Raw genomic sequence first — 19302 nt, 5'->3', positions numbered from 1 at the left:
CTCCCTCAGCTGTTCTCGACGAGTACGGCGGTGCCCTGGCCGACACCGACGCACATGGTGGCCAGGCCGCGCCGGGCGCCGGTGCGGCGCATCCGGTGCAGCAGGGTGGTCAGGATCCGGGCGCCGGAGCAGCCCAGCGGGTGGCCCAGCGCGATCGCGCCGCCGGACGGGTTGACCAGCTCCGGGTCGAAGCCCAGCTGGTCCAGGCAGGCCAACGCCTGGGCGGCGAAGGCCTCGTTGAACTCGGCCTCCTCGATGTCGGCCACGCTCCAGCCCAGCCGGGCCAGCACCTTGCGGGTGGCCGGCACCGGGCCGATGCCCATCACGTCCGGGTGGACCCCGGCCGAGGCACCGGCCGCGTACCGGCCGAGCGGCTCCAGACCCAGCTCGTTCAGCGCCGCCTCGCTGACCAGCAGCAGCGCGGCCGCGCCGTCGTTGAGCGGCGAGGAGTTGCCCGCCGTCACCGTGCCACCGTCCCGGAAGACCGGCTTCAGCCTGCCGAGTCGCTCCAGCGTGCTGTCCTCGCGGATGCCCTCGTCCGCGCCGACGCTCACCCCGTCCGGGCGCAGCACCGGCAGCAGCTCGGCGTCGAAGTGGCCGTCCTTGCGGGCGGCGGCGGCCCGCTGGTGGCTGCGCAGTGCGAAGGCGTCCTGCCGGTCACGGTCGATCCGGTAGCGGGTGGCGACCTCCTCGGCGGTCTCGCCCATGCTGAGCACGCCGTGTAGCTCGGTCATCAGGGGGTTGGTCAGCCGCCAGCCGAGCCGGGTGTCGAAGGTCTCCAGCTTGTGCGGCAGCGCCTCGTCCGGGCGGGGCAGCACGAACGGTGCGCGGGACATCGACTCGCAGCCGCCGGCCACCACGATCTCCGCCTCACCGGAGCCGATCGCCCGGGCGGCGGTGGTCACCGCCTCCAGGCCGGAGGCGCAGAGCCGGTTGACGGTGGCGCCGGGGACGGTCTCCGGCAGGCCGGCCAGCAGCACGGCCATCCGGGCGGCGTTGCGGTTGTCCTCACCGGCCTGGTTGGCGGCGCCCCAGTAGACGTCGTCGATCCGGGCCGGATCGAGGGCGGGCACGTCGGCCAGCAGACCGCGCAGCACGGCGGCCGACAGGTCGTCGGGACGGACGGTGGCGAGGGCGCCGCGCAGCCGGCCGATCGGGGTGCGGCGGGCGGCGGCGAAGTAGACAGGACGCACGGCGTTGCTCCAGATCCGGGAGGTCAGAAGGCGTTGATGCCGGTGAGGGACCGGCCGATCAGCAGTTTCTGTATCTGTGTGGTGCCCTCGTAGAGGGTCATCACCCGGGCGTCGCGCAGCAGCTTGCCGACCGGGTACTCGTCGATGAAGCCGTAGCCGCCGAAGACCTGCAGCGCGTTGTTGGCCGCCCTGACGGCCGCCTCGCTGGCGAACAGCTTGGCCATCGAGGACTCGGCGGCGAACGGCAGCCCGCGCTCGATGTGGTCGGCGACCCGCCAGGTGAGCAGCCGGGCGGCGGCCAGGTCCACCGCGATGTCCGAGAGCAGCTCCTGTACCAGCTGGTAGGAGGCGATCGGCTTGCCGAACTGGTCGCGCTCGGTGCTGTAGCGGACGGCGGCGTCCAGGCAGGCCTGGGCGATGCCGACGCAGCCGGCCGCGACCGACATCCGGCCCTTGGCGAGCGCGGCCATCGCCACCGTGAAGCCCTTGCCCTCCGGGCCGAGCCGGGCGCTGTCCGGCACCCGTACGCCGTCCAGCACCAGCTCGGCGGTGGCCTGGCCGCGCAGTCCGAGCTTGCCGTGGATCTCCCGGCGCTCCAGGCCGGGGGTGGCGGTGGGCACCAGGAAGGCGGTGACGCCCTGGTGGCCGGGGCCGCCGGTGCGGGCGAAGACCAGCGCGACCTCGGCCCAGGTGCCGTTGGTGATGAACGTCTTGCTGCCGCTGAGCGTCCAACCGGCGCCGTCGCGCACCGCGCGGGTGGCGAGGTTGGCCGCGTCCGAGCCGGTGCCGGGCTCGGTGAGGGCGAAGCAGCCGAGCGCCTCGCCGGAGGTCAGCCGGGGCAGCCAGTGCCGCTTCTGCTCCTCGCTGCCGTAGCTGTTGATCGACTTGGCCACCAGGCCGAGCGAGACCGAGACGATGCCGCGCACCGCCGAGTCGCCACGGCCCAGCTCCTCCAGGACCAGGCAGTACGCCAGGTGGTCGCCGCCGCTGCCGCCGTACTCCTCGGGGATGGTCAGGCCGAGGAAGCCGAGCTTGCCCAGCTTGCCGACGATCGCCCGGTCCACCGACTCGGCACGGTCCCACTCGGCGGCGAAGGGCAGGATCTCGCGGTCGGTGAACTCGGCGGCCAGCGCGCGGACGGCCGCCTGTTCCTCGGACAGCTCCAGATCCATGGTCTCGACCCCTTAAACTAGCGGTGCAAGTTTTTTTGGACTCTAGCCCGCCGACGCCATTCTGGGAAGAGGCGGCCGGCCGGGAGGAGCCGGCTGCGAGAATGCCGGTCCAGTCACCCGATCGGAGGAGAGCGTCATGGCCCGGCCCCGCACACCGCTGCTCAGTCGCGAGCGGATCGTCGCCGCCGCGCTGGCCCTGGTGGACGCCGAGGGCCTGGACGCGCTCTCCACCCGCCGGCTGGCCACCGAGCTGTCGGTCAGCGGACCGTCCCTGTACAACCACTTCGCCACCAAGGACGAGCTGCTGGACGCGGTGGTGGACAGCGTGATGGGCGAGGTGGAGCTGGGCATGTTCGACACCGGCGCGCCCTGGCGCGCCGCGCTGCACGACTGGGCCCGCTCGTACCGGGCGGCGCTCGCCGCGCACCCGCACATCGTGCCGGTACTGGCGCAGGGGCCGGGCCGGCGGCCGAACGCGTTGCGGCTGGCCGACGCGGTCTTCGGCTGCCTGGTGCGGGCCGGCTGGCCGCGCGGCCAGGCGACCCGGATCGGCGCGCTGATGCGCTACTTCGTCACCGGCTCGGCGCTCGGCTCGTTCGCCGCCGGGTTCCCGGAGGACGCCCAGCTCTACGCGACCGAGTACCCGCACCTCGGCGAGGCGCACCGGCTGGCCGAGCACCGGCGCGCGGTCGACGAGGGGGCCTTCGAGACCGGGCTGGAGGCCTTGCTGGACGGGCTGGAGCTGCGGTTCGCCCGGCTCGCGCGCTGAGCGGTCACCAGGGTGCGCGGGCCGTGAACGCCGGGCGCAGCGCCGGGTCCACCGGGTCGTAGTAGCGGTGGAAGACCGCCGTCGCCCCGCCGGAGAGCGGCGGCACGATCCAGCTCCAGTCGGCCGGGGTCGGCCGGCCCAGCCGCTGCTCCTGGGCGATGTGCTTGAGGAACCGCTCCGACTCGGTGTGGTGGTCGGCCATGGTCACGCCGGCCAGCTCGAAGGAGTGCAGCACGGCACGGTTGAGCTCGACCAGCGTGCGGTCCCGCCAGAGCGTGCGTTCGCTGGAGGTGTCCAGGTCGAGCCGCTCGGCCAGTTCGGCCAGCAGGTCGTAGCGGTCGGCGTCGGCGAGGTTGCGGGAGCCGACCTCGGTGCCCATGTACCAGCCGTTGAACGGCGCGGCGGGGTAGTGGATGCCGCCGATCTCCAGGGTCATGTCACTGATCGCCGGCACCGCGTACCAGCGCAGGCCCAGCCCGGCGAACCAGCGGTGGTCGGGGTGCGAGAGCGGCACCTCCAGGGTCGCGTCGTCCGGCACCTCGTACCAGTGCGGTCGCTCGCCGGGGCGCTCCTGGATCAGCAGCGGCAGGACGTCGAACCGGCCCTCGGCCGACTTCCAGCCCAGGTCCCTGGCCCGGCTGGCGAGTTGACCGCCGGCCGGATCACCGGTCCAACCGCCGTCCGGCCGCCGGTAGCCGGCGTAGCGGACCAGCTGTTGGTTGACGATCCGGGTGGCCGGACGGCCCGGGCGGTCCGGGGCGAAGACCGTGATCACCGGGCGGATCCGGCCGCCGTTGGTGGCGATCCGCAGGTGCTCGAAGCACTCATCGGCCATCTCGTCCGCCGAGCCGGCCTCGCGGCGGTCGCGGACCACCAGGCTGCGCCAGTACAGCCGGCCGATGCAGCGCGCGGAGTTGCGCCAGGCCACCCGGGCGCCGTAGGCGAGTTCCTCGGGGGTGTGCCGGTAGGTGCCGGTCCGGGCGATCTCATCGATCACCTGGCCGACCCGCACTTCCACGTCCCCGCCGGTGGGTTGATCGGCGTGGAACTGGCGGACGAAGGCCTCGGCCGCCTCGGGGTCGGTGAACTCCCCGGCGGGGGGCTCCGGGGCGGTGGGTGCGGCGGGGAACGGGCCGCCGTGGCCGAGCGGGCACCCGGGGGCGGGTTCCGGTCTGCGGGGGCGTATCCGGCTGAAGATCAAGTGTGCATCCTTTCCGCCCCATGGATACCGGGAGGTGTTGGTGGTGGGCCATAATCAGCCCGAATTCGCACAAAGTCACCCCGTCGCGCGCTACTCTGGCGGTTCATTGGAAGATCTTGTGATGCGCATGCCATATTAGTGGGTTCGGCGGTGCCGAGGTGTCGAGCGCCGGCGATCGGGGCCCGGTGCTTGTTGACCCGCCGCACCCGCGTGGAGAACGGGAACACCCCGTCCCGGACCAGCGAGTGGAGCCCGCGTGCCGCGCCGCCCTGCGAGGCCATCGGGCAGGCGGTGGAGCTGACCGGCACCACGGCCACGAAGGGCCTGGCCGACCAGTCGCCGAACGAGCTGGTCACCGGGTCGAGGTCCTTGCTGGAGACCAGGGCCGCCGGGTCGGGGCGGGCGAGCGCGGCTTCGAGCCGGCCCTCCGCCTGCTGCTCAACGAACTCGCGGTGCCAGGGGATCGAGTCCGGACGGGCGTTGGCCGCGACGGGCCCGGCCCGCTCCCGGTGGGCCGGCGAAGGCCTGCGCGATCGGCAGCCAGGCCGTCGCCACCGGGCCCTCGGGGGTCACGGCCAGGTCGGCGTGGTGACGGCGCCGGGTGACCAGCAGGCAGAAGTCCAGCGCCGGCCCGGTGATCCGGTCGGCTGCCCCGGCCGGCCCCCAGCTCCACGACTCGCCAGCTGGGCCGGTGAGTTCCACGCGGACCGGCTCGGCCGGCGCGGCCAGCCCGTGCACCGTGAAGGCGAACCCCCGGGTGCGCACCCCCAGATGGGCGATGTGCCGGAGCCGTGCGGTGGGGGAGCGGACCACGCCGAGCGCGTCCGCGACGTCCTGTCCGTGCGCCCAGGTCTCCATGATCCGGGCGGTGGCCATCGAGGCCGGCTTCATCGGCGGCCCCATCCAGGGCAGTCGGGTGTCCGGCGCGGTCCGGGCCAACGCCCGCGCCAGCTCGGCCCGACCGGCGCGCCAGCCGGCCAGCAGCTCGGGGTGCGGCCGCCGGGCGCCGGCCTCGGCGCCCAGGTCCACCGCCCCGCCCAGCTCGATTCCGTCGCCCGACCCGGGTTCCGCGCCCGTGAACGAGGCTCGGGCGGCGGCGGGGAACCCCGCCGGATCGCGCACCGCGCGCAGCGACCACGTGTCGGTCCAGGCCAGATGGGCGATCTGGTGGGCAATCGTCCAGCCCGGCGCGGGAGTTGGCGTGGCCCAGCCGGAGGAATCCAACTCGGCCACCAGGCCGTCCAGTTCGTCCCCCTCGGCGATCAGGTCGGCCAGCAACCCGGCCCGGTCGGGGACATCCACGGCGGAGGACGGAGTCTGCATTCCGACACTCTGACCCCACCGGGCGCGGCGCGCCAGACCGCCTCGCCGACGACGGCGGCCGCGAGCCCCCGATCCCGAGCCCCCGGCCCGCTGCTGCCGGGTCCGCTGCCACGCCGGGGCGCCGCGCCACTCCTGCCTCCGGCACGCGTACGGCGACGCGAACCCGCTGCTGAACCGCTGCCCCGGGGCGGGGGCTCAGTCGTCGATCGCCTGGTACGTCGCCGTCCAGAAGTCCTGACAGACCGGTGGCGGCACCGGGGAGGTGAAGGCCCGCTGGGTCAGCAGGACGGTGACCAGCTCCTCGCGCGGGTCGACCCGCCAGGTGGTGCCCAGGCCGCCGTCCCACCCGTAGCAGCCGACCGGTTCCACCGGGGTGGTTCGCCGGGTGGTGACGGCCACCCCGAAGCCCCACCCGTGGCTCTCGAAGAACCCCGGGGAGATCACGGAGAGCGCCTTCTGGCCATCCGTCAGCTGGTCGGTGACCATGGTCTCCACGGTGGGCCGGGAGAGCAGCCGCCCGCCGTCGTACCGGCCGAGGCCGCGCAGCATCCGACCGAAGGCGAGCAGGTCGTCGGCGGTGGAGACCAGGCCCCCGCCACCGGAGGGGAACGCCGGTGGCCGGCTCCACTCGCCGCCGTCCGCCTCGTCGTAGACCTGCAGCGTGTCGCTGGCCGGGTCGGGGGTCCAGTAGCTGGTCGCCAGCCGGTGCAGCTGCTCCTCGTCCACCGAGAAGCCGGTGTCCGCCATGCCCAGCGGCTCGAAGATCCGCTCCCGCAGGAAGTCCTCGAAGGGCTGGCCGGCGGCCCGTGCGATCAGCACGCCGAGCACGTCGGAGCCGGTGTGGTAGAGCCAGCGCTCACCCGGCTGGTGGATCAGCGGCAGGCTGCCCAGCCGGCGGATCCACTCGTCCGGCTCCGGTGGAAGGGCCGGGTGCGGCATGCCCTGGCCGAGTGCCAGCTCGTCCGCGGCGCGCTGGATCGGCCAGCTGCCGGGTGGCTGCATCAGGATGCCGAAGCCCATCCGGAAGGTGAGGAGATCACGGACGGTGATCGGACGCCCGGCGGGCACGGTGTCGTCGACCGGCCCGTCGGGACGTCGCAGCACCCGGCGGTCGGCCAGCTCCGGCAGCAGCCGGTCGACCGGTTCGTCCAGCCGTAGCCGGCACTCCTCGACCAGGATCAGCGCCGCGACGGCGGTGATCGGCTTGCTCAGCGAGGCGATCCGGAAGATGGTGTCCTGGCCGATCGGCGGCCCGCCCTGGGAACGCGCGCCGAGCGCCTCCGCGTGCACCTCGCCGCGCCGGTCGATCAGGGCCACCAGGCCGGGCACCGCGCCGCTGTCGACATGGCCGGCCAGCGCGCCGCGCAGCCGGCGGACCCTGGCCGCCGAGAACCCTCCGTCGCCCATGCCACCACTCCTCGCCCGTAGCTGATGACGGACCGTCACTCGACGGCCCGTGGTCATCCTGCCAGGGAGGTCCGACAATCCCGCTCAGGCCGGGCGCACGCCGGGACGTCGCGGTCGGCGACGGCCTCAGGTCCTGACGGCCCGCAGCAGCACGAACTTCGGATCGCTCGCCACCACCGCGCAGTTGCCGAACAGCCGCCGGAGCTTGACGTGGTAGCCGAGGTGCCGGTTGCCGATCACCCACAGCTCGCCGCCGGGCCGCAGCGCCCGCCGCGAGCCGGTGAACATCCGCCAGGCCGTCGCGTCGGTGGTCGCCCGGTGGCTGTGGAACGGCGGGTTGTTGAGCACCAGGTCCACCGAGCCGGCCGGGACCGCCGCCATGCCGTCGCCCACCAGGAACTCCGCGCGGGCCGTCGGGTCGGTGTTGGCCCGGAAGGTCTCCTCGGCCGAGGCCACCGCCTGGTACGACTCGTCGACGAAGACCAGCTCGGCGCCCGGGCTGGCCAGCGCGGCGGCGGTGCCCAACACCCCGTTGCCGCAGCCCAGGTCGACGATCCGGGCCGGGCCGGGCCGCTGTGGCAGGTGGCCGAGGAAGAACCGGGTCCCGATGTCCAGGCGCTCGGCGCAGAACACCCCGGCGTGGTTGGTCACGGTCAGGCCGGACGCGACCCCGAGACCGTCCGGCAGCGCGTAGCGCAGCGGCCACGGGCTGGCGGCCGGGGCGAGATCCGGGTCCGGAGCGCAGAAGACCAGTCGCGCCTTGCGCACCGCCAGCGAGGTGCGGGTCGGGCCGAGGATCCGCTCGAAGAGCCGCAGCGTCGAGGTGTGGATCTCGGTGGTCATCCCGGTGCCGACCACCAGGGTGCCGGGGTGGACGGCGGGGGCCAGCCGGTGCAACTGGTCCTCCAGCAGCGCCAGGCTCTTCGGGATCCGGACCAGCAGCACGTCGATCCGCTCCGGCGGCGCGTCCCGGGTGGACCGCAGCTCCACCGCGTCCGGATCCGCGCCGTTGCGGGCCAGGTTGGCCCGGGTGGCCTGCCGGGTGAGGAAGGAGTCGGAGATCTGGACCGGACGGTGCGCGGCGAGCGCGGTGGTCAGCGCGCCCCACCGGTCGCCCAGCACGACCACGCACCCCGAAAGGTCGGCCGGTTCGACCTCCCCCGCAGTCCCGCTCGGTTCACCCGCCAGCCGCCGCAGCAGGTACTCGTCGGCGGCGTCCCAGGCGCGCAGCCGGTCCCGGGGGTCCTCGGGGAAGCGGGTCAGGTCGAGTGCGCCCCAGGGCGTGGTGAAGCGGTTCATCGTGCCCTCAGGCTAGCCGAGCCCGCGCCACGCCCGGCAATCCGTGCGGCCCACCGGGGCCGCCGGGCTGCCCGGGCGTGCGCTGAGCGCCCGAGCCGGCCGGCGAGCGCCGCGGCCGCCTCCCCGCCCGAGGCCGGGTGCCCGCCGGCGCCACCCCGTTGGGGCGGTCAGCGGGGCTCGGGTCCGCGGACCGGCGCCTGCGCGGTCGGCCCGCTCGACTCCGGCCGGGGGTGTCGGACCAGAGCGGTTTCGGCGGCGTCGAGGATGTTGCGGAAGGTGCGGGTGATGATCGGCCGGGCGAGCAGCCGGGTGAGGAGGGGGCCGAGCAACGGGACGGGGATCTCGGCGCGGGTGGTCCAGCGGACCCGGGTGCCGCCGTCGACCTCGGTGAACGTCATGCGGCCGAGTTCGTGCCTGGACGGCGGCAGGCTGCGCTCGACGAGGTACTCGGTGGCGTACGGCGGGTCGTAGTGGGTGATGCGTTCCCGGAACCAGCCGATCAGCCAGAGGTGGTCACGCACCGCGCCGACGCCGTAGGGCGCGGTCCCGCCGTGCCGGGTCAGCCGGCAGCGCAGTACCAGGGGCGAGCTCGTGTAGTTGGTGGTCGTGGTGAGCCAGGCGAACACCTCGTCGATCGGGGCGTGGATGGTGCGTTCGACCGTCATGGTTTCCACTGCCGGTGTGCTCCTCTGTCGAGTGTGTGCACCGTGCCGGCACGGTGCGGCTTCTCCGGGTCGACCGTCGGCGGGGGACCGTGCCGCGGGCATGCCGTCGCAGGTGACGGCCTCTCGGACGCGTCGACGCCCCGGTGCCGCACCCGGCCCCTCTCCTCGGACGCCATCGAGACACCCCGAACCGGCGAACCGTGACAGCCCGCCACTGTGATTCACCTCACGGCTCGGCCACGCCACGGCATGGGGTCAGGTGTCCTTGCATGAATGTTCCAAGGTGCGTATATTCATGCCAAGCCGAAGGAGGGAACGTCATGGCATTGCGAGTCGCCGTCGCCGGGGCCAGCGGGTACGCGGGTGGCGAGGTGCTGCGTCTGCTGCTCGGGCATCCCGAGGTCGAGATCGGTGCGCTGACCGGCGGGTCCAACGCCGGGGTCAGGCTCGGGGAGTTGCAGCCGCACCTGCCGCCGCTCGCGGACCGGGTCCTGGAGCCGACCACTGCCGAGTCGCTCGCCGGGCACGACATCGTCTTCCTCGGCCTGCCGCACGGGCAGTCGGCGGCGGTGGCCGAGGCGCTCGGCGAGGACGTGCTGGTGATCGACTGCGGGGCGGATTTCCGGCTCCAGGATGCCACGGACTGGGAACGGTTCTACGGTTCGACGCACGCCGGGACCTGGCCCTACGGCCTGCCCGAGCTGCCGGGGCACCGGGCCGCGCTGAAGGGGGCGAAGCGGATCGCCGTCCCCGGGTGCTACCCGACCGCGGTGAGCCTGGCGCTCTTCCCGGCCTACGCGGCGCGGCTGGCCGAGCCGGAGGCCGTGGTCGTCGCGGCCAGCGGGACCTCGGGCGCGGGCAAGGCGGCCAGGACGAACCTGCTCGGCAGCGAGGTGATGGGTTCGGTCACCCCGTACGGGGTGGGCGGCAGCCACCGGCACACGCCGGAGATGTCACAGAACCTCTCGCCGCTCGCGGGCGAGCCGGTCACCGTCTCGTTCACGCCGACCCTGGTGCCGATGCCGCGCGGCATCCTGGCCACCTGCTCCGCCAAGGCGAAGCCCGGCACCACCGCCGCCACCCTCCGGGCCGCGTACGCGGAGGCGTTCGACGCCGAGCCGTTCGTCCACCTGCTGCCCGAGGGGCAGTGGCCGCAGACCAAGTCGGTGTACGGCGCCAACACGGCGCTGGTCCAGGTCGTGCTGGACGAGCACGCCGGGCGGATCGTCGCGATCAGCGCGATCGACAACCTGGTCAAGGGCACCGCCGGTGGTGCGGTGCAGAGCATGAACATCGCCCTCGGCCTGCCCGAGGAGCTGGGCCTTCCCGTGAACGGAGTCGCACCGTGACCAGCCAGCAGGACAGCGGACCCCAGGGCGTCGGAGTCACCGCCGCGCGCGGCTTCCGGGCCGCCGGGATCACGGCCGGCATCAAGCCCTCCGGTACCCCCGACCTCGCCCTGGTGGTCAACGACGGCCCGTCGTTCGCCGCGGCCGGCGTCTTCACCTCCAACCGGGTCAAGGCCGCACCGGTGCTCTGGTCCCAGCAGGTGCTGAAGACCGGCGAGTTGGCCGCCGTGGTACTCAACTCCGGTGGTGCCAACGCCTGCACCGGCCCGCAGGGGTTCCAGGACACCCACGTCACCGCCGAGCGGGTCGCCGCCGGGCTCGGCGTCGGCGCCGGCGAGGTGGCGGTCTGCTCGACCGGCCTGATCGGTGAGCGGCTGCCGATGGACCTGCTGCTGCCCGGGGTCGACCAGGCGGTCAAGGCGCTGACCGAGGCCGGCGGCGAGGCCGCCGCGATCGCCATCAAGACCACCGACACCGTGCACAAGACCGCCGTGGTGCGCAGCCCGCAGGGCTGGACGGTCGGCGGCATGGCCAAGGGCGCGGGCATGCTCGCCCCGGGTCTGGCCACCATGCTGGTCGTGCTCACCACCGACGCCGCCGTGCCGGCACCGGAGTTGGACCGCACGCTGCGCGCCGCCACCCGCACCACCTTCGACCGGGTGGACTCCGACGGCTGCATGTCCACCAACGACACGGTCCTGCTGCTCGCCTCCGGCGCCAGCCGACTCGCGCCCGGGGCGGCGGAGTTCGAGGACGCGGTCGGTCAGGTCTGCGCGGACCTCGCCCGGCAGTTGATCGGCGACGCCGAGGGGGCCAGCAAGGACATCCGGATCGACGTCACCGACGCGGCCACCGAGGACGAGGCGGTGCGGGTGGCCCGGGTGATCGCCCGCAACAACCTGCTCAAGTGCGCGATCCACGGCGAGGACCCCAACTGGGGGCGGGTGTTGGCGGCGATCGGGACCACCGACGCGGCCTTCGACCCGGACCGGCTGGACGTGGCGATCAACGGCGTCTGGGTCTGCCGCGACGGCGCGGTCGGCGAGGACCGCGCCCTGGTCGACATGACCGGCCGCCAGGTCGTCATCACCGCCCGGCTGAACGCCGGCCCGGCGGGCGCCACGGTGTGGACCAACGACCTCACCGCCGACTACGTGCACGAGAACAGCGCCTACTCCACCTGACCCCCGTGGGGCCCAGGGAACCAAGGGAACCGACACCGTGCAGATCGCACCCAAGGGCGAACAGGCCCGCAACAACACCGCGCTGCCCAAGGCCCTCACCCTCATCGAGGCGCTGCCCTGGCTGGAGCGCTTCCACGGCAAGACCGTGGTCATCAAGTTCGGCGGCAACGCCATGGTCGACGAGTCGCTCAAGGCGGCCTTCGCCCAGGACGTGGTCTTCCTGCGCTACGCCGGCCTGCACCCGGTCGTCGTCCACGGCGGCGGTCCGCAGATCAGCGCGCAGCTGGACAAGCTGGGCATGACCTCCTCGTTCACCAACGGCCTGCGGGTGACCACGCCGGAGACCATGGACGTGGTCCGCATGGTGCTGGCCGGCCAGGTCCAGCGCGAGCTGGTCGGCCTGCTCAACGAGCACGGCCCGTTCGCCGTCGGCCTGACCGGCGAGGACGCCCACACCATGACCGCGGTCAAGCGCTTCGCCGAGGTCGACGGCGAGCCGGTGGACATCGGCCTGGTCGGCGACATCGTCAACATCGAGGCGGGCGCGGTGAAGGCGCTGATCGCCGACGGCCGGATCCCGGTGATCTCCAGCATCGCCCGCGGCGCCGACGGCCACGTCTACAACATCAACGCGGACACCGCCGCCGCCGCGCTCGCGGTCGCGCTCGACGCCGAGATGCTGGTGGTGCTCACCGACGTCGAGGGCCTCTACGCGGACTGGCCGCACTCCGACGACGTGATCAGTCAGCTCTCCGCGAGCGAGCTGGACGCCATACTGCCCAGCCTCTCCAGCGGGATGGTGCCGAAGATGGAGGGCTGCCTGCGCGCGGTCCGCTCCGGCGTGGGCACCGCCCGGGTGCTGGACGGCCGGGTGCAGCACAGCCTGCTGCTGGAGATCTTCACCGACGAGGGCATCGGCACCATGGTCGTGCCGGACGACGAGACCGAGGTCCTGGGGGGACTGGCATGAGCGGGACGGACCGGAGCACGGGCACGAGCGGCAACGCCGAGCTGACCGAGCGGTTCACGCACGCCCTGGCCAACACCTACGGGACCCCGCGGCTCGCCCTGGTCCGCGGCTCCGGCGCCACCCTGTGGGACGCCGACGGCCGCGCCTACACCGACCTGGTCGGCGGCATCGCGGTCAACGCGCTCGGCACCGCGCACCCGGCCGTGGTCGCGGCGGTGACCCGGCAGATCTCCCAACTCGGCCACGTCTCCAACCTGTTCACGGCCGAGCCGACGGTCCGGCTGGCGGAACGGCTGCTGGCGCTGTTCGACCGCCCGGGCCGGGTCTTCTTCAGCAACTCCGGCGCCGAGGCCAACGAGGCCGCGTTCAAGATCAGCCGGCTGACCGGCCGGACCCACCTGGTCGCGCTGGAGGGCGCCTTCCACGGCCGGACCATGGGCGCCCTGGCGCTCACCGGTCAGCCGGCCAAGCAGGAGCCGTTCCGGCCGCTGCCCGGCGAGGTCAGCCACGTGCCGTTCGGGGACGTCGAGGCGCTGCGCGCGGCGGTGACCACCGGGACCGCCGCCGTCGTGCTGGAGCCGATCCAGGGCGAGAACGGCGCCGTTCCGCTGCCGGCCGGCTACCTGCGGGCGGCCCGCGAGATCACCCGGGCCACCGGCACCCTGCTGATCCTGGACGAGATCCAGACCGGCATCGGCCGCACCGGCCACTGGTTCGCCCACCAGGCCGAGCCCGGCGTCGACCCGGACGTGGTCACCCTCGCCAAGGGCCTCGGCGGCGGGTTGCCGATCGGCGCCACGGTCGCCTTCGGCGAGGCCGCCGAGCTGCTGCGGCCCGGCCAGCACGGCACCACCTTCGGCGGCAACCCGGTGGTGGCCGCCGCGGCGCTCGCGGTGCTCGACACCATCGCGGCGGAGGGACTGCTGGACCACGTCCAGAAGCTCGGCGCCCGGCTGCGCGAGGGCGTCGAGGCGATCGGCGACCCGCTGGTCTCGCACGTGCGCGGGGCCGGCCTGCTGCTCGGCATCGTGCTCACCGAGCCGGTCGCCCAGGCCGTCCAGGCGGCGGCCCAGGACGCCGGATTCCTGGTCAACGCCGCGGTGCCGGACGCCGTCCGGCTGGTCCCGCCGTTGGTGCTCACCGAGCGTGAGGCGGACGCCTTCCTGGCCGCGCTGCCGGGGATCCTGCGCGCCGCCCGGGCCGCCAGCGTTCCCGTCTCCGGCCGGGACGACCGGCAAGGCGACCGGCAAGGCGATCGGCGGGACGACCCGGCCGAGCAGTCCTGAGGCCGGTCCGGGAGAATCATCACCATGACCGTGCCCCCGACCGATCAGCCCGCCACCGGCCCGACGCCGCAGGTCCCGCAGACCCGCACCGCGCGCCACCGGCGGATCGTGGACCTGCTCACCCGTCAGCCCGTGCGTTCGCAGAGCCAGCTGGCCAAGCTGCTGGCCGACGACGGTCTGGTGGTCACCCAGGCCACCCTCTCCCGGGACCTGGACGAGCTGGGCGCGGTCAAGATCCGCAACCGGGACGGCGCGCTGATCTACGCCGTCCCGGCCGAGGGCGGCGACCGCACCCCGCGCGCGCCGATGGGGGAGTCCGCCAGCGAGGGCCGGATGGCCCGGTTGGCCGCCGAGTTGATGGTTTCGGCCACCGCGTCGGGCAATCTGGTGGTGCTGCGCACCCCGCCGGGGGCCGCCCAGTTCCTCGCCTCGGCGATCGACACGGCCGAGGTGCACGAGATCATCGGCACCATCGCCGGTGACGACACGGTGCTGCTGATCAGCCGTGATCCGGCCGGCGGGCAGGCGCTGGCCGACCACCTGATGCAGCTGGCACAGGCGAAGTCCTGACGGCGGAGCGTGGCGGACGGGCGGCGGGCGACCCGCCGCCCGTCCGGTCCAGGGGCGCGAATCGGCCAATCTCCGAGGATCGTTCCACGGCTCTTCGTGCGCATCGAAACGAAGGGTTAGGTTGTCCTCACGGAAAGTTGGTTGCCCGGGGCAACCGACCCCTTCGCGCCCATCGAGGTCCCGCCCATGCACGTGACTGTTGACCAGGACCGCTGCTGCAGCTCAGGGCAGTGCGTACTGACCGCCCCCACGGTCTTCGACCAGAACGAGGACGAAGGCCTCGTCGAACTGCTCCAGGCCGACCCCGCCGCACCCCTCCACGACCAGGTGAGACTCGCCGCCACGCTCTGCCCGGCCGGCGCCATCACGGTGCGGGAGGACGCGGCATGACCACCGACACCCCCGACCTGTCCGCCGTCCCCGAGCTGCGGATCCCCGCACCGCACGACAGCGGCTGCCCGTTCGACCCGTCGCCCAGCTACCAGGAGCTGGCGCCCGCCAGCCGGGTCAGCCTCTGGGACGGCAGCCAGTGCTGGCTGCTGACCGGCTACCCGCAGGTCCGCGCGGTGCTGACGGACCGCCGGTTCAGCGCGGACGCCCGCCACCCCAACTTCCCGTTCGTCACCCCGGGCCGCCGGGAGCTGGTCGGCGAGCAGCCCAACTTCCTGCGGTTGGACGACCCCGAGCACTCCCGGCTGCGCCGGATGCTCACCACCGACTTCCTGGTCAAGAAGGTCGAGGCGATGCGCCCCGACATCCAGCGGATCGTCGACCGGGCCCTGGACGCCATGATCGAGCACGGCTCGCCGGCCGACCTGGTCGCCGAGTTCGCCCTGCCCGTGCCCTCGCTGGTGATCTGCGACCTGCTCGGCGTGCCGTACGCGGATCACGACTTCTTCCAGCAGCAGAGCCGCCTGCTGCTGAACAGCGAGGTGCCCGCCGAGACCGTCAAGGCGGCGCTGGACGCCCTCACCGACTACCTGACCGAGCTGGCCGCGAGCAAGCGGTGCGCGCCGGACGGCATCCTGGCCCGGCTGGCCGCCCGGGACGACCTCACCGCCGACGAGGTCGCCTCCAACGGCCTGCTGCTGCTGATCGCCGGCCACGAGACGACCGCCAACATGACCTCGCTCTCCACCCTGGCGCTGCTGCGCGAGCCCGCGCAGCTCGAGCGGCTGCGCGCGGAACCGACGCTGATCCGCGGGGCGGTCGAGGAACTGCTGCGCTACCTCTCCATCGTGCGGTCGGGGCTGCCCCGGATCGCCCTGGAGGACGTCGAGCTGCCGGGCGGGGTGACGGTCCGCGCCGGTGAGGGCGTGGTCTGCATGATCGCCACCGCCAACCGCGACGAGGCGCTGTTCCCGGCCGGCGGCGAGCTGGACGTCGAGCGCGACGCCCGCCGCCACCTGGCCTTCGGCTTCGGCGTCCACCAGTGCCTCGGTCAGCCGCTGGCCCGGGCCGAGCTCCAGATCGCACTGGAGACCCTGCTCCGCCGGCTGCCGACGTTGCGCCTGGCGATCCCGTTCGAGGAGGTTCCCTTCCGCACCGAGATGCTGATCTACGGCGTCCGGGAGCTCCCCGTCGCCTGGTGAGCCCGACCCGGTTCCATGGCCGCCGGCCCCCGCCGCCGCCCCGGCTCCCGGCCCCCGCCCCCGGTCTCCCGCCGGGGACGGGGGCCGGCCCGCTGTCCCCGGCGGGAGGCCGGGCCGTCGCGCGGCGAACCGCCCCGGCGACCGCTGCGACTGCTACACCTTGAAACCTGCTGTGCCCTGACGCTGTTACGGCTTTGAATTTCATACGGAGTCGTGCATACTTATACCTATCAGCGCATGGGGCCTCGCTCCCACGCCCGTCCTGTTCGTACCGTGATGTAAGGAGAAAGCCGTGACCGAGCGCGTCGTACTCGCCTACTCGGGCGGTCTGGACACGTCCGTCTGCATCGGCTGGATCGCCGAGGAGACCGGCGCCGAGGTCATCGCCGTCGCGGTCGACGTCGGCCAGGGCGGCGAGGACCTGGACGTGATCCGCCAGCGCGCGCTGGACTGCGGCGCGGTCGAGGCCGAAGTGGCCGACGCCCGCAGCGAGTTCGCCGACGAGTACTGCCTGCCGGCGGTCAAGGCCAACGCGCTCTACCAGGGCCAGTACCCGCTGGTCTCGGCGCTCTCCCGGCCGGTGATCGTCAAGCACCTGGTGGCCGCCGCGCAGAAGCACGGCGCCAGCACCGTCGCGCACGGCTGCACCGGCAAGGGCAACGACCAGGTCCGCTTCGAGGTCGGCATCAACTCGCTTGCCCCCGGCCTGAAGTGCATCGCCCCGGTGCGCGACTACGCGATGACCCGGGACAAGGCGATCGCCTTCGCCGAGGCCAAGGGTCTGCCGATCGCCACCACCAAGAAGTCGCCGTACTCGATCGACCAGAACGTCTTCGGGCGGGCCGTCGAGACCGGCTTCCTGGAGGACATCTGGAACGCGCCGATCGAGGACGTCTACGAGTACACCCAGAACCCGGCCACCCCGCGCGAGGCCGACGAGGTGGTCATCACCTTCGAGGCGGGTGTCCCGGTCGCCGTCGACGGTCGCAAGGTGACCGTGCTGCAGGCGATCGAGGAGCTCAACCAGCGGGCCGGCGCCCAGGGCGTCGGGCGGCTCGACATGGTCGAGGACCGGCTGGTCGGCATCAAGTCCCGGGAGATCTACGAGGCTCCGGGTGCGATCGCCCTGATCACCGCGCACCAGGCGCTGGAGAACGTCACCGTCGAGCGCGAACTCGCCCGCTACAAGCGGCAGGTCGAGCAGCGCTGGGCCGAACTCGTCTACGACGGCCTGTGGTTCTCGCCGCTCAAGCGGGCGCTGGACGGCTTCGTCAACGAGGCCAACCAGCACGTCTCCGGCGAGATCCGGATGGTGCTGCACGGCGGACGGGCGGTGGTCGACGGCCGCAAGTCCGACCAGTCGCTGTACGACTTCAACCTGGCCACCTACGACACCGGCGACACCTTCGACCAGTCGATGTCCAAGGGCTTCATCGAGATCTTCGGGATGTCCTCGAAGCTCGCCGCCCGGCGCGACCTGGCCTGAAGCACCCCCCGAGCCACCCTTCCGGAGCCCCGGTCGGCCACCCCCCGCCGGCCGGGGCTCGCCCCTCACCTCCAGACACCTCAACTCCCTTACACCGCAAGGAGAGCCCGCGATGCCGTCCGCCGACCAGCCCGCCGACGTCCGTCTCTGGGGCGCCCGCTTCGCCGCCGGCCCGTCCGAGGCGCTGGCCAGGCTCTCCGCCTCGGTCCACTTCGACTGGCGCCTCGCCCCCTACGACATCGCCGGTTCCCGGGCGCACGCCCGGGTGCTGCACCGCGCCGGGCTGCTGACCGAGGCCGAACTCACCGCCATGCTCGCCGGGTTGGACCAGCTGCTGGCCGACACCGAGTCCGGCGCCTTCACCGGCACGATCGCCGACGAGGACGTCCACACCGCCCTGGAGCGCGGCCTGCTGGAGCGGCTCGGTCCGGAGCTGGGCGGCAAGCTGCGGGCCGGTCGGTCCCGCAACGACCAGATCGCCACGCTCTTCCGGATGTACCTGCGCGACCACGCCCGGATCATCGGCGGCCTCCTGCTCGACCTCCAGCAGGCCCTGGTCGGGCTCGCCGAGGCGCACCCGGACACCGCCATGCCGGGCCGCACCCACCTGCAGCACGCCCAGCCCGTGCTCTTCGCCCATCACGTGCTGGCCCACGTCCAGGCGCTCGGCCGGGACGCCGAGCGGCTGCGCCAGTGGGACACCCGGACCGCCGTCTCCCCGTACGGCTCCGGCGCGCTGGCCGGCTCCTCGCTCGGCCTGGACCCGCAGGCGGTCGCCGCCGACCTGGGCTTCGAGGGCGGCTCGGTGGCCAACTCGATCGACGGCACGGCCTCGCGCGACTTCGTCGCGGAGTTCGCCTTCGTCACCGCGATGATCGGGATCAACCTCTCCCGGATCGCCGAGGAGGTGATCATCTGGAACACCAAGGAGTTCGGCTTCATCACCCTGCACGACGCCTACTCCACCGGTTCCTCGATCATGCCGCAGAAGAAGAACCCGGACATCGCCGAGCTGGCCCGGGGCAAGTCCGGCCGGCTGATCGGCAACCTGACCGGCCTGCTGGCCACGCTCAAGGCGCTGCCGCTGGCCTACAACCGCGACCTGCAGGAGGACAAGGAGCCGGTCTTCGACTCCTGCGACACCCTGGAGGTCCTGCTGCCGGCCTTCACCGGCATGATGGCCACCCTCACCGTGCACCGCGAGCGGCTGGAGGAGCTGGCGCCGGCCGGCTTCTCGCTGGCCACCGACATCGCCGAGTGGCTGGTCAAGCGCGGGGTGCCGTTCCGCGTCGCGCACGAGGTCGCCGGCGCCTGCGTCAAGGCCTGTGAGAGCCAGGGCATCGAGCTCTGGGAGCTGACCGACCAGCAGTTCGCCCTGATCTCCGACCAGCTGACCCCCGAGGTCCGCGAGGTGCTCAGCGTGCCCGGCGCGATCGCGGCCCGGGACGGGCGCGGCGGCACGGCGCCCAGCGCGGTCGCCGCCCAGCTGGCCGAGGTGAAGGCCGACCTGGCGCTCCAACAGGACTGGGTCGACCGGTAGGACGGATCCCGAAGGGGCCCGGCGGCGAAGGGCGCTGCCGGGCCCCTTCGCCTTCGGTCAGCTGAGTGATTTCCGACACCCGGGAAGGCCACCTGGTTGAGAACGGGCGACGTCTGGGTAGAGCGGTGGCGAACGTATCTCCGTACCGTGCCGTGGCACCCGTGCGCCGTTCGCGCGGTACGGGCTGGTACGTTCTAGCGCTACCCCGGCCAGGACCGATCCCCGGCCGGGCAGACCTCCGGCTGGGCAACCGGTGCGAAACCCTCACTGCGCGCGCCGGGTATCGACGATGGGAG

17 protein-coding genes are annotated in these 19302 nt (G+C 73.2%); 10 read left to right on the top strand and 7 right to left on the bottom strand.

Translation table 11 applies throughout. The features are described from left to right. Positions 1–5: 5 nt before the first annotated feature. Both ACIGXM_RS18420 and ACIGXM_RS18415 read right to left on the bottom strand, forming a co-directional pair. Entirely contained in the window at positions 6–1193 is a 1188-nt protein-coding gene (locus ACIGXM_RS18420) for a thiolase family protein (protein ID WP_396562050.1), read from the bottom strand. A gap of 23 nt (positions 1194–1216) precedes the next feature. Then, entirely contained in the window at positions 1217–2365 is a 1149-nt protein-coding gene (locus tag ACIGXM_RS18415) for an acyl-CoA dehydrogenase family protein (protein WP_396562048.1), read from the bottom strand. 136 nt (positions 2366–2501) lie between these two features. On the opposite strand from ACIGXM_RS18415, the gene ACIGXM_RS18410 reads away from it, so the two are divergent. Then, positions 2502–3134 (top strand): TetR/AcrR family transcriptional regulator, encoded by a 633-nt coding sequence (locus tag ACIGXM_RS18410; RefSeq protein ID WP_396562046.1) that lies wholly within the window; start codon positions 2502–2504, stop codon positions 3132–3134. A gap of 4 nt (positions 3135–3138) precedes the next feature. On the opposite strand, the gene ACIGXM_RS18405 is transcribed toward ACIGXM_RS18410, so the two are convergent. The 5 genes from ACIGXM_RS18405 to ACIGXM_RS18385 form a co-directional block, all read right to left on the bottom strand. Continuing rightward, positions 3139–4335, bottom strand: coding sequence for a nitric oxide synthase oxygenase (locus ACIGXM_RS18405; protein ID WP_396562044.1), 1197 nt, complete (start codon positions 4333–4335; stop codon positions 3139–3141). Between the two features lie 438 nt (positions 4336–4773). Beyond that, complete coding sequence (locus ACIGXM_RS18400) at positions 4774–5658, bottom strand: TIGR03084 family metal-binding protein (protein WP_396562042.1); 885 nt, start codon at positions 5656–5658, stop codon at positions 4774–4776. Positions 5659–5853: 195 nt separating this feature from the next. Then, positions 5854–7065 carry a serine hydrolase domain-containing protein gene (locus ACIGXM_RS18395; protein ID WP_396562040.1) on the bottom strand — a complete coding sequence of 404 codons (1212 nt, stop codon included), beginning with the start codon at positions 7063–7065 and terminating at the stop codon, positions 5854–5856. A 126-nt stretch (positions 7066–7191) separates the two neighbouring features. Next, positions 7192–8364, bottom strand: coding sequence for a methyltransferase (locus ACIGXM_RS18390; protein WP_396562038.1), 1173 nt, complete (start codon positions 8362–8364; stop codon positions 7192–7194). 167 nt (positions 8365–8531) lie between these two features. Beyond that, complete coding sequence (locus ACIGXM_RS18385) at positions 8532–9038, bottom strand: SRPBCC family protein (RefSeq protein ID WP_396562036.1); 507 nt, start codon at positions 9036–9038, stop codon at positions 8532–8534. A 311-nt stretch (positions 9039–9349) separates the two neighbouring features. On the opposite strand from ACIGXM_RS18385, the gene argC reads away from it, so the two are divergent. The 9 genes from argC to argH all read left to right on the top strand — a co-directional run bounded on the left by argC (position 9350) and on the right by argH (position 19006). Beyond that, positions 9350–10378: an N-acetyl-gamma-glutamyl-phosphate reductase gene (argC, locus tag ACIGXM_RS18380; RefSeq protein WP_396562034.1), complete on the top strand. Its 1029-nt coding sequence runs from the start codon at positions 9350–9352 to the stop codon at positions 10376–10378. Then, positions 10375–11562, top strand: a complete 1188-nt coding sequence (argJ, locus tag ACIGXM_RS18375) for a bifunctional glutamate N-acetyltransferase/amino-acid acetyltransferase ArgJ (protein ID WP_396562032.1) — start codon at positions 10375–10377, stop codon at positions 11560–11562. Before argC ends, argJ begins: the two co-directional genes overlap by 4 nt. 37 nt (positions 11563–11599) lie before the next feature. Next, positions 11600–12532: an acetylglutamate kinase gene (argB, locus tag ACIGXM_RS18370; RefSeq protein ID WP_396562030.1), complete on the top strand. Its 933-nt coding sequence runs from the start codon at positions 11600–11602 to the stop codon at positions 12530–12532. Beyond that, positions 12529–13818, top strand: coding sequence for an acetylornithine transaminase (locus ACIGXM_RS18365; RefSeq protein WP_396562028.1), 1290 nt, complete (start codon positions 12529–12531; stop codon positions 13816–13818). The genes argB and ACIGXM_RS18365 overlap by 4 nt, the downstream gene beginning before the upstream one ends. A 24-nt stretch (positions 13819–13842) precedes the next feature. Beyond that, positions 13843–14388, top strand: a complete 546-nt coding sequence (locus tag ACIGXM_RS18360) for an arginine repressor (protein WP_396562026.1) — start codon at positions 13843–13845, stop codon at positions 14386–14388. 186 nt (positions 14389–14574) lie between these two features. Further along, positions 14575–14778 (top strand): ferredoxin, encoded by a 204-nt coding sequence (locus ACIGXM_RS18355; RefSeq protein WP_396562025.1) that lies wholly within the window; start codon positions 14575–14577, stop codon positions 14776–14778. Next, positions 14775–15980 carry a cytochrome P450 gene (locus tag ACIGXM_RS18350; protein ID WP_396562023.1) on the top strand — a complete coding sequence of 402 codons (1206 nt, stop codon included), beginning with the start codon at positions 14775–14777 and terminating at the stop codon, positions 15978–15980. Before ACIGXM_RS18355 ends, ACIGXM_RS18350 begins: the two co-directional genes overlap by 4 nt. Positions 15981–16272: 292 nt before the next feature. Then, complete coding sequence (locus ACIGXM_RS18345; protein ID WP_396562021.1) at positions 16273–17466, top strand: argininosuccinate synthase; 1194 nt, start codon at positions 16273–16275, stop codon at positions 17464–17466. 112 nt (positions 17467–17578) lie between these two features. Continuing rightward, positions 17579–19006 (top strand): argininosuccinate lyase, encoded by a 1428-nt coding sequence (gene argH, locus ACIGXM_RS18340; protein ID WP_396562019.1) that lies wholly within the window; start codon positions 17579–17581, stop codon positions 19004–19006. Positions 19007–19302: the final 296 nt, after the last annotated feature.

The sequence above is a fragment of the Kitasatospora sp. NPDC052896 genome (assembly GCF_044547075.1).
Classification (GTDB): Bacteria; Actinomycetota; Actinomycetes; order Streptomycetales; family Streptomycetaceae; genus Kitasatospora.
Note: the sequence above shows the minus strand (reverse complement) of the source record. Positions and strands in the feature narration are given on the sequence as shown.

Bases quoted from the DNA above. Each gene is read 5' to 3' on its own strand.
- ACIGXM_RS18395 (WP_396562040.1), bottom strand. From the start codon at position 7,065: ATGGGCGACGGAGGGTTCTCGGCGGCCAGGGTCCGCCGGCTGCGCGGC.
- argH (WP_396562019.1), top strand. From the start codon at position 17,579: ATGCCGTCCGCCGACCAGCCCGCCGACGTCCGTCTCTGGGGCGCCCGC.
- ACIGXM_RS18355 (WP_396562025.1), top strand. From the start codon at position 14,575: ATGCACGTGACTGTTGACCAGGACCGCTGCTGCAGCTCAGGGCAGTGC.
- ACIGXM_RS18415 (WP_396562048.1), bottom strand. From the start codon at position 2,365: ATGGATCTGGAGCTGTCCGAGGAACAGGCGGCCGTCCGCGCGCTGGCC.
- argC (WP_396562034.1), top strand. From the start codon at position 9,350: ATGGCATTGCGAGTCGCCGTCGCCGGGGCCAGCGGGTACGCGGGTGGC.
- ACIGXM_RS18400 (WP_396562042.1), bottom strand. From the start codon at position 5,658: ATGCAGACTCCGTCCTCCGCCGTGGATGTCCCCGACCGGGCCGGGTTG.
- ACIGXM_RS18350 (WP_396562023.1), top strand. From the start codon at position 14,775: ATGACCACCGACACCCCCGACCTGTCCGCCGTCCCCGAGCTGCGGATC.
- ACIGXM_RS18410 (WP_396562046.1), top strand. From the start codon at position 2,502: ATGGCCCGGCCCCGCACACCGCTGCTCAGTCGCGAGCGGATCGTCGCC.
- ACIGXM_RS18360 (WP_396562026.1), top strand. From the start codon at position 13,843: ATGACCGTGCCCCCGACCGATCAGCCCGCCACCGGCCCGACGCCGCAG.
- ACIGXM_RS18365 (WP_396562028.1), top strand. From the start codon at position 12,529: ATGAGCGGGACGGACCGGAGCACGGGCACGAGCGGCAACGCCGAGCTG.
- ACIGXM_RS18390 (WP_396562038.1), bottom strand. From the start codon at position 8,364: ATGAACCGCTTCACCACGCCCTGGGGCGCACTCGACCTGACCCGCTTC.